The following is a 14,769-nucleotide window of genomic DNA, read 5'->3' as shown; positions in this document are numbered from 1 at the left end:
ATGAAACACGAAACGATTGAAAAGAACGTCGGCCTGTTGATGCTGCTGATGGTGCTCGCCGTGAGCATCGGTGGCCTGACGCAGATCGTCCCGCTGTTCTTCCAGGACGTGACCAACAAGCCGGTCGAAGGCATGAAGCCCTACACCGCGCTGCAACTGGAAGGCCGCGACATCTACATCCGCGAAGGCTGCGTGCAGTGCCACTCGCAGATGATCCGCCCGTTCCGCGCCGAGACCGAGCGCTACGGCCACTACTCGGTGGCTGGCGAAAGCGTGTGGGACCACCCGTTCTTGTGGGGCTCCAAGCGTACCGGGCCGGACCTGGCCCGCGTCGGCGCGCGCTACTCGGACGACTGGCACCGCGCGCACTTGTACAACCCGCGCAACGTGGTGCCAGAGTCGAAAATGCCGGCCTACCCCTGGCTGGTCACCGCCGCCGTCGACAGCAGCCACACCGAGACCAAGTTGAAAGTGATGCGCACCCTCGGCGTGCCGTACACCGACGACGACATCAATGGCGCCGTCGCCAGCCTCAAGGGCAAGACCGAGATGGACGCGCTGGTTTCCTACCTGCAAGTGCTCGGCACTGCCATCAAGAGCAAGAGGTGAGCCATGGGATCTGAATTCGATGCGGGCACCATCCGCGGCCTTGGCACGCTGGTGGTCGCCATCGCCTTTATCGGCCTGTCGCTGTGGGTGTTCAACAACCGCCGCAACGCGGAATTCGAGCAGGCCCGCCTGCTGCCGTTTGCCGATGAACCTTCCCCACCCGACGCTCAAGCAGAGCCAGCCAAAAGGAGCACTCGGCCATGACTACGTTCTGGAGTACATGGATCTGCGTATTGACCCTGGGCAGCCTGATCGGCCTGACCTGGCTGTTGGTCGGCACCCGCAAGGGCGAGACCAAGGGCAGCGTCGACCAGACCATGGGCCACGCCTTCGACGGTATCGAGGAATACGACAACCCGCTGCCCCAGTGGTGGTTCATGTTGTTCGCCGGCACCCTGGTGTTTGCCGTCGGCTACCTGATCCTCTACCCGGGCCTGGGCAACTGGAAAGGCGTACTGCCGGGCTATGAAGACGGCTGGACCCAGACCAAGGAATGGGACAAGGAAATGGCCAAGGCCGACGCCAGGTTCGGGCCGATCTTCGCCAAGTTCGCGGCCATGCCGGTGGAAGAAGTCGCCAAGGACCCGCAAGCGTTGAAGATGGGCGGTCGCCTGTTTGCCTCCAACTGTGCGGTGTGCCACGGCTCGGACGCCAAGGGCGCCTATGGCTTCCCCAACCTGGCCGACAACAACTGGCGCTGGGGCGGTTCGGCCGAGGCCATCAAGGCCACCATCCTGAACGGTCGCCACGCGGCGATGCCGGCCTGGGGTGAAGTGCTGGGCGAGGACGGGGTGAAGAACGTCGCCGCCTACGTGCGTCACGACCTGGCCAAGCTGCCGTTGCCCGCCGACAACACCGCCGACCTGGCCGCCGGGCAAGCCGCCTTCAGCACCACTTGCGTGGCGTGTCATGGTCCGCAAGGTCACGGCGTGGAAGCCATGGGTGCGCCCAACCTGACCGAGCCTGCCGGCTTTATCTACGGCACCAGCCTGGCGCAGTTGCAGCAGACCATCCGCCATGGTCGCCAGGGCCAGATGCCGGCTCAGGACGTGCTGCAAGGCAATGACAAGGTGCACTTGCTGGCGGCTTACGTGTACAGCCTGTCCCATAACGCTGAAGGCGCAACGCCAGACAGCCAACCGCAGTAAAAGCTCTACCTGTGGCGAGGGAGCTTGCTCCCGCTGGAGTGCGAAGCGCTCCCACGATTTTGGGGCCGCTACGCAGCCCAACGGGAGCAAGCTCCCTCGCCACAGGCATAAGTCGCGACCAAGTGTCGCACCCCTTCCAAACCCAACTTTCCCCTCCTCCTAATTCGGGTCTACGCTTGTTCCCACAGTGGAGCAATTCTGGCGTAGGCGACGGTATCCGTTGCGCCCTCTAAAATTCCTGTCCACTTGATCAGCTTTCTATTTCGGTCTTTATCCTTACACCAAACATGGAAAGGGCGCAGAATCTGGCGTGGAACGCATTGATACAGGTCAGCCATTGCGTTGCAATGGCCCCTCGGTTTCTACATACTTGCGGCCGATTTTACCTATAAAAAAACCTAAACCGTGGAACCTTAGAATGAGCACAGCAATCAGTCCGACTGCTTATAACTATAAGGTAGTCCGCCAGTTCGCCATCATGACGGTGGTCTGGGGGATCCTTGGCATGGGGCTCGGGGTGTTCATCGCCTCGCAACTGGTTTGGCCGCAATTGAATTTCGACCTGCCCTGGACGACTTTCGGCCGCCTGCGCCCACTGCACACCAACCTGGTGATCTTCGCCTTCGGCGGATGTGCACTGTTTGCCACCTCCTACTATGTCGTGCAGCGCACCTGCCAGACGCGACTGATTTCCGATGGTCTGGCCGCCTTCACCTTCTGGGGCTGGCAGGCGGTCATCGTCGGCGCCATCATCAGCCTGCCCCTGGGCTACACCACTACCAAGGAATACGCCGAGCTGGAATGGCCGATCGCCATTTTGCTTGCCATCGTGTGGGTGACCTACGGCCTGGTGTTCTTCGGCACCATCGTCAAGCGCAAGACCAAGCACATCTACGTGGGCAACTGGTTCTACGGGGCCTTTATCGTGGTCACGGCGATGCTGCACATCGTCAACCACGCCTCCCTGCCGGTGAACCTGTTCAAGTCCTATTCGGCCTATTCCGGCGCAACGGACGCGATGATCCAGTGGTGGTACGGCCACAACGCCGTAGGCTTCTTCCTCACCACCGGTTTCCTGGGGATGATGTACTACTTCGTGCCCAAGCAGGCCGAGCGTCCGATCTACTCTTATCGCCTGTCCATCGTGCACTTCTGGGCGCTGATCACCCTCTACATCTGGGCCGGCCCTCACCACTTGCACTACACCGCCCTGCCGGATTGGGCACAGTCCCTGGGCATGGCGATGTCGATCATCCTGCTGGCGCCAAGCTGGGGCGGCATGATCAACGGCATGATGACCCTCTCGGGCGCCTGGCATAAGCTGCGCACCGACCCGATCCTGCGGTTTCTGGTGGTGTCCCTGGCGTTCTACGGCATGTCGACCTTTGAAGGTCCGATGATGGCGATCAAGACCGTCAACTCGCTGTCCCACTACACCGACTGGACCATCGGCCATGTACACGCCGGGGCGCTGGGCTGGGTGGCGATGATCTCCATCGGCGCGCTGTACCACATGATCCCCAAACTGTTCGGCCGCGTGCAGATGCACAGCGTCGGGCTGATCAACGCACACTTCTGGCTGGCCACTATCGGCACCGTGCTCTACATCGCCTCGATGTGGGTCAACGGCATCACCCAGGGCCTGATGTGGCGTGCGATCAACGATGACGGCACCCTCACCTACTCCTTCGTCGAAGCGCTGCAAGCCAGCCACCCGGGCTTTATCGTACGTGCCCTGGGCGGTGCGTTCTTTGCCAGCGGCATGCTGTTGATGGCCTACAACGTCTGGCGCACCGTGCGTGCCAGCGACCCTGTAGAAGCCGAAGCCGCCGCCAAGATCGCCGTTGTGGGAGCTCACTGATGAAGCATGAAGTAGTCGAGAAGAACATCGGCCTGCTGGCCTTCTTCATGGTCATCGCCGTGAGCATCGGCGGCCTGACCCAAATCGTCCCACTGTTTTTCCAGGACGTGACCAACAAGCCGGTCGAAGGCATGAAGCCGCGCACCGCCCTCGAACTGGAAGGCCGCGACGTCTACATCGCCAACGGTTGCGTGGGCTGCCACTCGCAGATGATCCGCCCGTTCCGCGCCGAAACCGAACGCTACGGCCACTACTCGGTCGCCGGTGAAAGCGTGTGGGACCACCCGTTCCTGTGGGGTTCCAAGCGCACCGGCCCGGACCTGGCCCGTGTGGGTGGGCGTTACTCCGATGACTGGCAGCGTGCGCACCTGTACAACCCGCGCAACGTGGTGCCTGAGTCGAAAATGCCGGCGTACCCGTTCCTCGTGGAAAACAAGCTCGACGGCAAGGACACCGCGAAGAAGATGGAAGTCTTGCGCACCCTGGGGGTGCCCTACACCGACGAAGACATCGCCGGCGCAGCCGCAGCCGTGAAGGGCAAGACCGAAATGGACGCATTGGTGGCCTACCTGCAAGGCCTTGGCACCATCATCAAAAGCAAACGGTGACCTACATGGATATCGGGATGATTCGTGGCCTGGGCACCGTTGTGGTGATGGTGGCCTTTGTCGGCCTGGCGTTGTGGGTGTTCAGCCCACGGCGCAAGTCGGAGTTTGACGACGCGACCATGCTGCCCTTTGCAGATGATCCCGAAGCCATCAAGCACGTCGAGCAAGCTTCTAGGAGTAACAAAGAATGACTACGTTCTGGAGTCTGTACGTCACAGTCCTCAGTCTGGGTACCATCTTCGCCCTGACCTGGCTGCTGCTGTCGACCCGCAAGGGCCAGCGCACCGAACAGACGGACGAGACCGTCGGCCACTCGTTCGACGGCATCGAGGAGTACGACAACCCGCTGCCCAAGTGGTGGTTCATGCTGTTTGTCGGCACCATCGTCTTCGCCCTTGGTTACCTGGTGCTCTACCCTGGTCTGGGCAACTGGAAGGGTCTGCTGCCAGGCTACAACTACCTCGACAACGACAAGCAAACCCCGTTCGCCAACGGCCAGACCGGCTGGACCGGCGTGCACGAATGGGAAAAGGAAATGGCCAGGTCGGAGGCCAAGTTCGGGCCGATCTTCGCCAAGTTCGCATCGATGCCCATTGAAGAAGTCGCCAAGGACCCGCAAGCCTTGAAGATGGGCGGTCGGCTGTTTGCCTCCAACTGCTCGGTGTGCCACGGCTCCGACGCCAAGGGCGCCTACGGCTTTCCCAACCTGACCGACGCCGACTGGCGCTGGGGTGGCGAACCCAACACCATCAAGGAAACCATCATGAAGGGCCGCCACGCGGTGATGCCAGGCTGGGCCGAAGTCATCGGCGAGCAAGGCGTGGCTGACGTAGCAGGCTTTGTGGTGACCCAACTCGATGGTCGCAAACTGCCGGAAGGTGCCAAGGCCGATGTGGCCAACGGTGAGAAACTCTTCGCCGCCAACTGCGTGGCCTGCCACGGCCCGGCCGGTAAAGGCACCCCCGCCATGGGCGCGCCGGACCTGACGCATCCGGGGGCGTTCATCTACGGTTCAAGCTTTGCGCAACTGCAGCAGACCATCCGTTATGGCCGCCAGGGCCAGATGCCCGCGCAGGAGCAGTTGCAGGGCAATGACAAGGTGCACTTGCTTGCGGCGTATGTGTATAGCTTGTCGCATGGGGATAAGAAGGCTGAGGAGCAGTAAGACCTCTGAAACAATAATGGAGCCCCGCGCAGCGAATGCTGGCGGGGCTTTTTTGTTTTAGCTGCGAAACTTTCAAAGCCAAATCTACCGTTCGTAGCCTCAACCTTGCCGCGCGCACTCGCCAAGTAGTAACGTAACTACATTCACTCCAGCGAAGGGGACCTACCCCATGACCATCACGACCATTTCCAGCCGCGAATTCAACCAAGACACAAGTGGTGCCAAAAAAGCCGCCCGCAAAGGGCCGGTTTTTATCACTGATCGCGGCAAGCCTGCCCATGTACTGCTAAGCATTGAGGACTACCAGAAGCTGACAGGTCTGAATGCCGACATCGTTGACCTGTTGGTGATGCCGGAAGCGGCCGCTATCGACTTCGAAACCGAACGTGCCGTGATCATTCATCGACCCGTGGACTTTTCTTGATGTATTTACTCGACACGAATGTGATCTCTGAACTGCGTAAACCTCAGGCTGATTCAAATGTCGTGGCGTGGGCAAAAAGTGTGGTGGCTCCACGTATGTTTATTTCGGCGATCACGCTGAAGGAATTGGAAACCGGAGTCCTGCGAATTGAGCGGCGAGACCCGGCGCAGGGGAAGGTGCTGAGAGCCTGGCTCAAGCGTCATGTGATGCCCGCCTTTGATGCCAGAATCCTGCCCGTCGATGCAGCGGTCGCGTTGCGTTGCGCACACTTGCATGTACCCGACCGAGCCAACGAAAGTGATTCATTGATTGCCGCAACTGCGCTGGTTCATGGGCTCACCGTCGTCACGCGCAACATCAGCGACTTCCAATCGAGCGGCGTTGCACTGATCAATCCATGGGACGAATGACCGGCTTACCGACAAAAACCGTCCATACTTGCCAAGTCAATTGATCCAGGTCACGTACACCATCAATTGATTTCCCCCAACGCGACCAAAGGTCGCACCCTTTGCGCACCATCGGGGGCGTATCATTAGGCCACTGCAACACCCTTAATTTGACCCCGGCTGGCACGTACTGGCCGAGGCAAATCTCCACCGCCGTGGGATGCAATGATGAGCGACCAGATACCGGTACATGACGTTACCCCGCCTGCCAAGACCGTCGACCTTTACGCTTCGAGAGAGAAGATCTACACCCGCGCCTTCACTGGCTTGTTCCGCAACTTGCGCATGGTCGGCGGTGCCGCTCTGTTCCTGTTGTACTTCGGCACGGTGTGGCTGAATTGGGGCGGTCACCAGGCGGTGTGGTGGAACCTGCCGGAGCGTAAATTCTTTATTTTCGGCGCAACGTTCTGGCCCCAGGATTTCATCCTGCTGTCGGGCATTCTCATTGTCGCGGCATTTGGCCTGTTCTTTATCACCGTATACGCCGGGCGCGTGTGGTGCGGCTATACCTGCCCACAGAGCGTGTGGACATGGATCTTCATGTGGTGCGAAAAGGTCACCGAAGGCGACCGCAACCAGCGCATCAAGCTCGACAAAGCGCCCATGAGCGCCAACAAATTCCTGCGCAAGTTCAGCAAGCACAGCCTGTGGCTGCTGATCGGCTTTGCCACCGGCATCACCTTCGTCGGCTACTTCTCGCCGATTCGCGAACTGGTGTTCGACTTTTTCACTGGCCAGGCCGATGGCTGGTCGTATTTCTGGGTGGGTTTCTTCACCCTCGCCACCTACGGCAACGCCGGCTGGCTGCGTGAGCAGGTGTGCATCTACATGTGCCCCTATGCGCGCTTCCAGAGCGTGATGTTCGACAAGGACACCTTGATCGTGTCCTATGACCCGCGCCGTGGCGAAGTGCGTGGCCCACGTAAAAAGGGTACCGACTACAAGGCCCAGGGCCTGGGCGACTGCATCGACTGCACGATGTGCGTGCAGGTGTGCCCTACCGGTATCGATATCCGCGACGGGCTGCAAATCGAGTGCATCGGTTGCGCCGCCTGTATCGATGCCTGCGACAACATCATGGACAAGATGGAGTACCCACGCGGCCTGATCAGCTACACCACCGAACACAACCTTTCGGGGCAGAAAACCCATAAGCTGCGCCCGCGCCTGATCGGTTACGCCCTGGTGTTGCTGGCGATGATCAGCCTGTTGGTGTCGGCCTTCTTCATGCGCTCGCTGGTAGGTTTCGACGTCAGCAAAGACCGCGTGCTGTATCGCGAGAACGCCGAAGGGCGCATCGAAAACGTCTACAGCCTGAAGATCATGAACAAAGACCAGCGCGACCACACCTACGTGCTCGACGCCGCTGGCCTGCCAGACCTCAAGCTGCAAGGCCGGCGCGAAATCAAAGTGGCCGCCGGCGATATCGTCAGCATGCCGGTGGAGTTGTCGAGTGCGCCCGAGCAGTTGCCGTCGAGCACCAACGAGGTGACCTTCATCCTCGAAGACGCCGATGACACCAGCGTCCATATTGAAGCCAAGAGCCGATTCATCGGCCCACAAGTCCGTTAACAGGGAACATACGCATGCCCGCAACTACTGCCGCCAGCCCTTGGTACAAGCACCTCTGGCCCTGGATCATCATCGCGATTCTGGCCTGCTCGGTGACCCTGACCTTGTCCATGGTGACCATCGCAGTGAACAACCCGGACAATCTGGTCAACGACAACTACTACGAGGCCGGCAAAGGCATCAACCGTTCCCTGGACCGCGAACGCCTGGCCCAGACCCTGCAACTGCGCGGCAAGCTGCACCTGGACGAACTGACCGGCGAGGTCGAGCTGCAACTGACTGGCTACAGCAATCCAAATACCCTGGAGCTGAACCTGATCTCCCCGACCCAGCCAGAGAAGGATCGCAAGATTAACCTCACCCGCAGCGACAGCGAGCCCGGCCGCTACATCGGCCAGGTCACCGACAAGGTCGAAGGTCGCCGTTTCGTGGAACTGCTTGGCGTGGAAGGCGGCAACACCTGGCGCCTGTTCGAAGAGGAAGAGGTCAGCCATGACAAGGATTTGTTGCTGGGTGACGAACCGTTGCAGGGCGCTGAAGACTTGAAGAAGTAGACGATGATCGTTCCCACGCTCTGCGTGGTAACGCCTTGCTGGACGCTCTGCGTCCGCTTTGTGACGCAGAGCGTCACGGGCAACATTCCCACGCAAAGCGTGGGAACGATCTGCGGAACCGAGCAATGACCCAACCCACCCCCTGCTACCACTGCGCCCTACCCGTCCCCTCCGGCAGTCGGTTCACCGCCCAGATCCTCGGCGAACGCCGTGAACTCTGCTGCCCGGGCTGCCAGGCCGTGGCCGAGGCGATAGTGGCCGGCGGGCTGGAAAGCTATTACCAACACCGCAGCGAAGCCTCGGCCAACCCCGAGGCGCTGCCCGTGCAATTGGTGGACGAGCTGGCGCTGTACGATCGCGCCGATGTGCAAAAACCCTTTGTCCGCCATCAAGGCGACCTGGCCGAAACCACCTTGCTGATGGAAGGCATCAGTTGCGCCGCCTGCGGCTGGTTGATCGAGAAACACCTGCGCAGCCTGCCTGCGGTGGCCGAAGCGCGATTGAACCTGTCCAACCACCGCCTGCACGTGCGCTGGGCCGATGGGCAATTGCCGTTGAGCCAACTGCTCAGCGAGCTGCGCCATATCGGTTACGCCGCCCACCCTTACCAGGCCGACCGCGCCGCCGAACAATTGGCCAGCGAGAATCGCCTGGCCCTGCGACAACTGGGGGTCGCCGGCTTGCTGTGGTTCCAGGCCATGATGGCAACCATGGCCACCTGGCCGGAATTCAATATTGACCTGAGCCCGGAGCTGCACATCATCCTGCGCTGGGTCGCAATGTTTCTCACCACGCCCATCGTGTTCTACAGCTGCGCGCCCTTCTTCAAAGGCGCCCTGCGTGACCTGCGCACGCGCCACCTGACCATGGACGTGTCGGTGTCCCTGGCGATTGGCGGCGCGTACCTGGCCGGCATCTGGACGGCGATCACTGGCGTAGGCGAGTTGTATTTCGATGCCGTGGGCATGTTTGCCCTGTTCCTGCTGGCCGGACGCTACCTTGAGCGCCGCGCCCGGGAGCGTACTGCCGCAGCCACCGCCCAACTGGTCAACCTGTTGCCCGCCTCCTGCCTGCGCCTCAAGGACAATGGCCAGAGCGAACGCATCCTGCTCAGCGAGTTGGCACTGGGTGATCGTGTGCTGGTGCATCCCGGTGCGGTGCTGCCGGCGGATGGGGTGATTCTCGACGGCCAATCCAGCATTGATGAATCCCTGCTGACCGGCGAGTACCTGCCGCAACCTCGGCGCACGGGTGAGAGCGTCACGGCCGGCACGCTGAATGTCGAAGGCGCGCTGACCGTCCAAGTACGCGCCCTGGGGCATGACACGCGCCTGTCCGCCATCGTGCGCCTGCTGGAGCGCGCCCAGGCCGAGAAGCCGCGCCTGGCGCAGATCGCCGACCGCGCTGCACAGTGGTTCTTGTTGTGCTCGCTGATCGCCGCCGCACTGATCGGCCTGCTGTGGTGGGAGCTGGACCCCACCCGGGCGTTCTGGATTGTGCTGGCGATGCTGGTGGCGACCTGTCCGTGCGCCCTGTCGCTGGCCACGCCCACCGCCCTTACCGCAGCCACCGGTACCTTGCACAGTCTCGGGTTACTGCTGACCCGCGGCCATGTGCTGGAGGGCCTAAACCAGATCGACACGGTGATTTTCGACAAGACCGGCACCCTCACCGAAGGGCGCCTGGCGTTGCGCGCCATCCGGCCCCTCGGCGCGCTGGACAGCGACCAATGCCTGGGCCTTGCCGCCGCCCTGGAGAACCGCTCCGAACACCCGATTGCCCGTGCCTTCGGCCGTGCGCCGCTGGCCGCCGATGAAGTGCTGAGCACGCAAGGCCTGGGCCTGGAGGGTCGTGTGGGAGAATGTCTGTTGCGCATCGGCCAGCCGGGTTTTGTCTGTGAACTCAGTGGCTGCGCGATTCCCGCCTCGCCGGACGAAGCCGGGCAATGGCTGCTGCTGGGCGACCGCAGCGGGGCGCTGGCCTGGTTCGTACTCGACGACCGTCTGCGCAGCGACGCCCCCGCCTTGCTGGCCGCATGCAAGGCGCGGGGCTGGCGCACGCTGTTGCTCTCCGGCGACAGTTCGCCGATGGTAGCCAGTGTCGCCTCTGAGCTGGGTATCGACGAGGCCCACGGCAGCCTGCGCCCTGACGACAAGCTGCAGGTACTGCAAAACCTGCACAAGGAAGGTCGCAAAGTGCTAATGCTGGGCGATGGGGTCAATGATGTGCCGGTGTTGGCTGCTGCCGATATCAGTGTGGCGATGGGCTCGGCCACCGACCTGGCAAAAACCAGCGCCGATGCGGTGCTGTTGTCCAACCGCCTGGATGCGCTGGTGCAGGCCTTCAGCCTCGCGCGGCGCACCCGCCGAGTGATCATCGAGAACCTGTTGTGGGCCGGGTTGTACAATGGCCTTATGCTGCCGTTCGCCGCCCTGGGTTGGATCACTCCGATCTGGGCGGCCATCGGCATGTCCCTCAGTTCGTTGACCGTGGTACTCAACGCGTTGCGCCTGACTCGCCTGCCGAGCGCGCAAGCCCCGGGTACCGCCCCAGCAACCCGCCCGCTGCCGGCCTGAGCCGCGTGGGCATGGAGTACAGATGCCAGCTCTCTATGTGATGATTCCGGCAGCACTGCTGTTAGTGGGCGTGGCCATCTACATCTTCTTCTGGGCCGTGGACAGCGGCCAGTACGAAGACCTCGATGGCCCGGCCCATAGCGTGCTGTTCGATGACCAGGACCCGAACCACCTGGCCGCCATCGATGAAGCCAACAACCCCGAGCAACCGCCCAAAGAGCCCCCTCATGCTTGAGCTGATGCCCTTGCTGGTCTCGGCGCTGATCCTCGGCCTGCTCGGTGGTGGCCACTGCCTGGGCATGTGCGGTGGGTTGATGGGCGCGCTGACCCTGGCGATTCCCAAGGAACAACGCAGCCGCCGTTTTCGCCTGCTGCTGGCGTACAACCTGGGGCGCATCCTCAGCTATGCCACCGCCGGTTTATTGATCGGCCTGGCCGGCTGGGCGGTGGCCAACAGCCCGGCAGCGATGTTCATGCGTGTGCTCGCCGGCCTGCTGTTGGTCTGCATGGGCCTGTACCTGGCCGGCTGGTGGAGCGGCCTCACCCGTATCGAAAGCCTGGGGCGCGGCCTGTGGCGGCATCTGCAGCCAGTGGCCAACCGTTTGCTGCCGGTGTCCAGCCTGCCCCGCGCCTTGTTGCTGGGTGCGCTGTGGGGCTGGTTGCCGTGCGGGCTCGTCTACAGCACCCTGCTATGGGCGGCGAGCCAGGGCAATGCACTGGACAGCGCCTTGCTGATGCTGGCGTTCGGGCTGGGCACCTGGCCGGTGCTGCTGGCCACCGGGCTGGCCGCCGAACGGGTGACGGCGTTGTTGCGCAAGCGCAGCGTGCGGGTGGCCGGCGGGGTGCTGGTGATGATCTTCGGCCTCTGGACCTTGCCCGGCCCCCATCAGCACTGGCTAATGGGGCATTAACAGGCCCTGTGGCATAGCGCCGCTCCCCGTTGATGCAAATCAACATGCCTTGCCTGCCCTGCCCCTAGACTCGGCCCACTAGCCAATCCGGGGGACCGCCCGCATGCTCGACGCCATTCGTTGGGACACAGATCTGATTCACCGCTACGACTTGGCGGGGCCGCGCTACACGTCCTACCCCACCGCCGTACAATTTGACAGCCAGGTCGGCACCTTCGACCTGCTCCACGCCCTGCGTGACAGCCGAAAGGCAGTGCGGCCACTGTCGCTGTACGTGCATGTACCCTTCTGCGCCAACATTTGCTACTACTGCGCCTGCAACAAGGTGATCACCAAGGACCGGGGGCGCGCCCAGGCCTACCTGCAGCGCCTGGAGCAGGAGATCCAATTGGTGGCCTGCCACCTCGACCCGCAGCAACCCGTTGAGCAACTGCATTTCGGCGGCGGTACGCCAACGTTTCTCAGCCACGATGAACTGCGCCAGGTGATGACACGCCTGCGCCAGCATTTCAATTTGCTGGATGATGACTCGGGCGACTACGGCATCGAAATCGACCCGCGCGAAGCCGACTGGGCCACCATGGGGCTGCTACGCGAACTGGGCTTCAACCGCGTGAGCATCGGCCTGCAAGACCTCGACCCCGAGGTGCAACGGGCGGTCAACCGCCTGCAAAGCCTGGAGGAAACCCGCGCCGTGATCGATGCAGCGCGCACCTTGCAATTTCGCTCGATCAATATCGACCTGATCTACGGCCTGCCCAAGCAGTCGCCGTTGAACTTTGCGCGCACCGTGGAGGAAGTTATCCGCTTGCAGCCTGACCGCCTGTCGGTATTCAACTACGCGCACCTGCCGGAACGCTTCATGCCCCAGCGGCGGATCAACACCGACGACCTGCCCTCGCCGGCAGAAAAACTGCTGATGCTGCAAACCACCATCGAACAACTGACCCAGGCCGGTTACCGCTACATAGGCATGGACCACTTTGCGCTGCCGGACGACGAACTGGCGGTGGCCCAGGAAGAAGGCAAGCTGCAGCGCAACTTCCAGGGTTACACCACCCACGGGCACTGCGACCTGATTGGGCTGGGGGTGTCGGCGATCAGCCAGATCGGCGACCTGTATTGCCAGAACAGCAGTGACCTGAACCAGTACCAGAATGCCTTGGCGGGCGCGCAACTGGCGACGAGCCGCGGCCTGGTCTGCACTACGGACGACCGGTTGCGACGGGACGTGATCCAGCAGTTGATCTGCAATTTCAGCCTGGCATTCGAGGGAATCGAACAGGCGTACAACATCGATTTTCGCGGCTATTTTGCCGAGTCATGGCCGCAATTGCAGACAATGGCCGATGATGGCTTGATCGAACTGGACGCTCAGGGCATTCGCGTGCTGCCAGCCGGGCGCTTGTTGGTGCGCTCGGTGTGCATGGTGTTCGATGCCTACCTGGAGCACCAGAACAGGCAACGGTTTTCGCGGGTGATTTGATTACATCGCCAGGGAGGCAGCTTTCATCGAATCCTCGGCACTCATGCCTTTCATCGCCTTGGCCAGCGACGTCTGAGCCGACATCAGGCCAGCCTGCAGCGAACCGATCTCGGTCTGCAGCGCGCTGGCCTTGGCACGCGCCTCTTCAGGGGAAAGATTACTGTCCGCGGCCACCGCCGCCAGTTCGGCCTGTTTTTCGGCGATCTGTTGCTTCAGTTGGCGGATCATTTTCAATACCTGTTTGACGTTGTCTTCCAGGCCACTGTCATCGATGTCCGCATTGCTGCGCTGCTCCACGCCTGCCGCTTTGAATGCCGCAGCGGAAATAGTCACTGTCACACCTTCCACGACCTTGGTTTCAGAAGATTTTTCAAGGGTGGGACCTTCGTCCTTGAGCGCAGTAACCGGCTTCGCGTCAGGCACAACAGGGATGCGAATAGCCGGGTTGTAGGCCGCTATAACAGACATGATCCGAGCTCCGTCTAAGAGATGTGCTCTTTGTATCGACCTCAAGCAACAAATCTTTATACCTGTGCAGGTTTTCTGTACACGCTGGCCTCGCTGCCCCCCAGTGCGTTACCCTTACGTCTTATGTGTGTTTTCCCACAAGGATTTAAGAAATGTCCGAGCCAGTCAAACTGCGCGCTCACAGCCAGGCCCATTGCAAGGATTGCAGCCTGGCCCCCCTCTGCCTGCCACTTTCGTTGAATCTGGAAGACATGGATGCGCTGGACGACATCGTCAAACGCGGCCGCCCACTGAAAAAAGGCGAGTTTCTGTTTCGCCAGGGCGACAAGTTTGATTCCGTCTATGCAGTACGCTCGGGCGCGTTGAAGACCTTCAGCCTCAGCGACGGCGGCGAAGAGCAAATCACCGGTTTCCACCTGCCAAGCGAGTTGGTCGGGCTGTCGGGGATGGACACCGAGATTCATCCGGTATCGGCCCAGGCCCTGGAAACCACGTCGGTGTGCGAAATTCCTTTCGAGCGCCTGGATGAACTGGCCCTGCAACTGCCGCAATTGCGCCGCCAGTTGATGCGCGTGATGAGCCGCGAGATTCGTGACGACCAGCAAATGATGCTGCTGCTGTCGAAGAAAACCGCCGACGAGCGTATCGCCACGTTCCTGGTCAACCTGTCGGCGCGCTTTCGCGCCCGTGGGTTCTCGGCCAACCAGTTCCGCCTGAGCATGTCGCGCAATGAGATCGGTAATTACCTGGGCCTGGCAGTGGAGACCGTGTCCCGCGTGTTTACCCGTTTCCAGCAGAACCAGTTGATTGCCGCCGAGGGTAAAGAAGTGCATATCCTCGACCCGATCCAGCTGTGTGCATTGGCTGGCGGTTCGCTGGAGGTCTGATCCAGGCTGCGGCCGCGCCAATCGGCGAGGCCGCAGGTATACTTCGAGTCC

The 14,769-nt window shown here is 61.5% G+C and carries 17 protein-coding genes; 16 read left to right on the top strand and 1 reads right to left on the bottom strand.

The window, feature by feature from the left end; genetic code table 11:
* From ccoO (BT204_RS15885) to hemN, 15 genes are all read left to right on the top strand, one after another.
* Positions 1-609 carry a cytochrome-c oxidase, cbb3-type subunit II gene (gene ccoO / locus BT204_RS15885; protein ID WP_003193159.1) on the top strand — a complete coding sequence of 203 codons (609 nt, stop codon included), beginning with the start codon at positions 1-3 and terminating at the stop codon, positions 607-609.
* A gap of 3 nt (positions 610-612) precedes the next feature.
* Positions 613-813: a cbb3-type cytochrome oxidase subunit 3 gene (locus BT204_RS15880; RefSeq protein WP_072447439.1), complete on the top strand. Its 201-nt coding sequence runs from the start codon at positions 613-615 to the stop codon at positions 811-813.
* On the top strand, positions 810-1,757 hold the full coding sequence (ccoP, locus tag BT204_RS15875) for a cytochrome-c oxidase, cbb3-type subunit III (protein WP_054897851.1): 948 nt from the start codon (positions 810-812) through the stop codon (positions 1,755-1,757). The genes BT204_RS15880 and ccoP (BT204_RS15875) overlap by 4 nt, the downstream gene beginning before the upstream one ends.
* Before the next feature lie 418 nt (positions 1,758-2,175).
* Entirely contained in the window at positions 2,176-3,618 is a 1,443-nt protein-coding gene (ccoN, locus tag BT204_RS15870; RefSeq protein WP_014719443.1) for a cytochrome-c oxidase, cbb3-type subunit I, read from the top strand.
* On the top strand, positions 3,618-4,226 hold the full coding sequence (gene ccoO, locus BT204_RS15865; RefSeq protein WP_003193167.1) for a cytochrome-c oxidase, cbb3-type subunit II: 609 nt from the start codon (positions 3,618-3,620) through the stop codon (positions 4,224-4,226). The genes ccoN and ccoO (BT204_RS15865) overlap by 1 nt, the downstream gene beginning before the upstream one ends.
* Before the next feature lie 5 nt (positions 4,227-4,231).
* Positions 4,232-4,417, top strand: a complete 186-nt coding sequence (locus BT204_RS15860) for a CcoQ/FixQ family Cbb3-type cytochrome c oxidase assembly chaperone (RefSeq protein WP_005790274.1) — start codon at positions 4,232-4,234, stop codon at positions 4,415-4,417.
* Positions 4,414-5,391: a cytochrome-c oxidase, cbb3-type subunit III gene (gene ccoP, locus BT204_RS15855; protein ID WP_014719444.1), complete on the top strand. Its 978-nt coding sequence runs from the start codon at positions 4,414-4,416 to the stop codon at positions 5,389-5,391. The genes BT204_RS15860 and ccoP (BT204_RS15855) overlap by 4 nt, the downstream gene beginning before the upstream one ends.
* 169 nt (positions 5,392-5,560) lie before the next feature.
* Positions 5,561-5,815: a type II toxin-antitoxin system Phd/YefM family antitoxin gene (locus BT204_RS15850; protein WP_057976223.1), complete on the top strand. Its 255-nt coding sequence runs from the start codon at positions 5,561-5,563 to the stop codon at positions 5,813-5,815.
* Complete coding sequence (locus BT204_RS15845; protein ID WP_057976224.1) at positions 5,815-6,225, top strand: type II toxin-antitoxin system VapC family toxin; 411 nt, start codon at positions 5,815-5,817, stop codon at positions 6,223-6,225. The genes BT204_RS15850 and BT204_RS15845 overlap by 1 nt, the downstream gene beginning before the upstream one ends.
* Before the next feature lie 207 nt (positions 6,226-6,432).
* Positions 6,433-7,836, top strand: a complete 1,404-nt coding sequence (gene ccoG / locus BT204_RS15840; RefSeq protein WP_057976226.1) for a cytochrome c oxidase accessory protein CcoG — start codon at positions 6,433-6,435, stop codon at positions 7,834-7,836.
* A 14-nt stretch (positions 7,837-7,850) separates the two neighbouring features.
* Positions 7,851-8,390: a FixH family protein gene (locus tag BT204_RS15835; RefSeq protein WP_014719446.1), complete on the top strand. Its 540-nt coding sequence runs from the start codon at positions 7,851-7,853 to the stop codon at positions 8,388-8,390.
* Between the two features lie 125 nt (positions 8,391-8,515).
* The gene (locus tag BT204_RS15830) at positions 8,516-10,966 is read left to right on the top strand and encodes a heavy metal translocating P-type ATPase (RefSeq protein WP_072447437.1); all 2,451 of its coding nucleotides are present in this window, start codon (positions 8,516-8,518) and stop codon (positions 10,964-10,966) included.
* Positions 10,967-10,988: 22 nt separating this feature from the next.
* Positions 10,989-11,201: a cbb3-type cytochrome oxidase assembly protein CcoS gene (ccoS, locus tag BT204_RS15825; RefSeq protein WP_054898601.1), complete on the top strand. Its 213-nt coding sequence runs from the start codon at positions 10,989-10,991 to the stop codon at positions 11,199-11,201.
* The gene (locus tag BT204_RS15820) at positions 11,194-11,877 is read left to right on the top strand and encodes a sulfite exporter TauE/SafE family protein (RefSeq protein WP_034128395.1); all 684 of its coding nucleotides are present in this window, start codon (positions 11,194-11,196) and stop codon (positions 11,875-11,877) included. Before ccoS ends, BT204_RS15820 begins: the two co-directional genes overlap by 8 nt.
* 103 nt (positions 11,878-11,980) lie before the next feature.
* Complete coding sequence (hemN, locus tag BT204_RS15815; protein ID WP_034128394.1) at positions 11,981-13,363, top strand: oxygen-independent coproporphyrinogen III oxidase; 1,383 nt, start codon at positions 11,981-11,983, stop codon at positions 13,361-13,363.
* Here the strand turns inward: hemN and BT204_RS15810 are convergent, their stop codons facing one another.
* Complete coding sequence (locus BT204_RS15810) at positions 13,364-13,831, bottom strand: FlxA-like family protein (protein WP_080757733.1); 468 nt, start codon at positions 13,829-13,831, stop codon at positions 13,364-13,366.
* A 152-nt stretch (positions 13,832-13,983) separates the two neighbouring features.
* On the opposite strand from BT204_RS15810, the gene fnr reads away from it, so the two are divergent.
* On the top strand, positions 13,984-14,718 hold the full coding sequence (gene fnr / locus BT204_RS15805) for a fumarate/nitrate reduction transcriptional regulator Fnr (RefSeq protein WP_005790290.1): 735 nt from the start codon (positions 13,984-13,986) through the stop codon (positions 14,716-14,718).
* Positions 14,719-14,769: the final 51 nt, after the last annotated feature.

This window comes from Pseudomonas sp. NFPP02 (assembly GCF_900119355.1).
Lineage (GTDB): Bacteria > Pseudomonadota > Gammaproteobacteria > Pseudomonadales > Pseudomonadaceae > Aquipseudomonas > Aquipseudomonas paracarnis.
This window is presented reverse-complemented; position numbering and strand designations above follow the sequence as displayed.